We start from the raw sequence: 1,469 nt of genomic DNA on the forward strand, positions 1-1,469 counted from the left end.
GCATCGGCCAACTGGAGCAGGGTGAACAGTGATGTGTCCAAAGCATCAAAACAATCATCGACTGCGGTAAATCGGTAATTGCCGTTTCCACTCTCCTCCAGAGCTACGAAATGCAGTTGCTTCCGCTCCTTTTTGCTCTTGGTGAAAGCGAGCAGCCACATCAGGTTGTCAACCAGTGTCGCTGCATCGGCGATGGTATAGACGCCGGAAGGTGGATTGTCGAGAATGCCTTGCCCGACTTTCAACTTACCATGTAATTCCAATATTGAAAAGAATTTATCTCCATAGTGGATATAGAATCCTTGGTGAAGAAGTGCGGCTGGGAAGTTCTTGGGTCGCTTGGGGGCCTTCTCGTTGGCCTGTACCAGATAGGCAAGGTCTTCGAGGGGGATGATGGCAACAAGTTTTTGTTTCTTCTTGCCGATGACCAACGTCGGATAGGTACGCTTGTAGACGGTGATCGTTGCTTTTCCCTTCTCCTCGACTTTTCCTTTCTTCTCCTCCCTCTCTTCCTTGCGCGAAGGCTTCTCGCCTTTAGCCAAAGCCGTGAGCCGTGGGTAGAGTTCAACCGAAATATCATCCAGCCATGCCTTCTCAAGCGGGCTTACACCGCGTGCATACAGGCGGCTCGTTTGAACGATTTCTCCGGCGATGATGAATTGTGGAAGTGTTTTGAAGTAGGCACTGCCTGGGTGGATGAAGACTTGGTCGGCCGTCAGGCTCTTGTACATATTGCCTTTTGCCTTGATGCACACATACTGCATCAAGCCGCTGGCGATGCAACACAGGTATTCGCGTACTGTACCGCCGCTGGAAAGGGGAAATCCGATATCGGAACAAATTTCTCCAAGTTGTTCATTGACATGGACTATTTCCTGCATGCCTTGGAAATCAAGATAGTTGCGCTTGCAAAACTTTTGCTTCGCCTCCTTGCCTGAATTTGCAATGTACTGTCGGTAGAGGTTCAGATAGGAGACAAAGTCTCCGTATTCGGTATTGTTGAAACGCTTGTGGGCGGCGCGGCTGAGTTCTTCCTCGCCGGGAATCAACAGGAACGGAGTCTTGGTGGAGAGAAAGGAAACCGCTATCAATACTTCCTCAAGAACATCGGGATGATTCATCATTGCTTCGACGATGACCCGTGAGTGACGGGGCAGCAGGGGGAAGCGGCACATCAAGGACCCGATGGAGGTGAGACGGCGGTACTCATCGATCGCCCCGATGAAACGCAGGGTATCCTCGGCGCTGGCGATGGCGCTGTGCTTGGGACGGGTGATGAAGGGGAAATGCTCATAATCGTAGATGGACAGGTCGCTCATCCTCAGCACTACTTCGCTGAGGTCGGTGCGTAGGATTTCTTCGGTCCCATAGGGCAGGCGGCTTTGGTAATCCTCTTCGCTGTAGAGGCGGTAGCAGACACCGGGACCCGTACGGCCCGCCCGTCCTTTGCGTTGCTCACAACTGGAGCG

1 protein-coding gene is annotated in these 1,469 nt (G+C 52.3%); it reads right to left on the bottom strand.

Annotated elements, in window-relative coordinates; translation table 11 throughout:
* A partial coding sequence (locus B3F49_RS12050) for an oligonucleotide/oligosaccharide-binding fold domain-containing protein (protein WP_293911370.1) occupies window positions 1-1,469 on the bottom strand: 1,469 nt, incomplete at both ends.

Origin of the sequence: Sphaerochaeta sp. UBA5836 (genome assembly GCF_002432845.1) — a bacterium.
In the GTDB taxonomy this organism is placed as follows: Bacteria; Spirochaetota; Spirochaetia; order Sphaerochaetales; family Sphaerochaetaceae; genus Sphaerochaeta.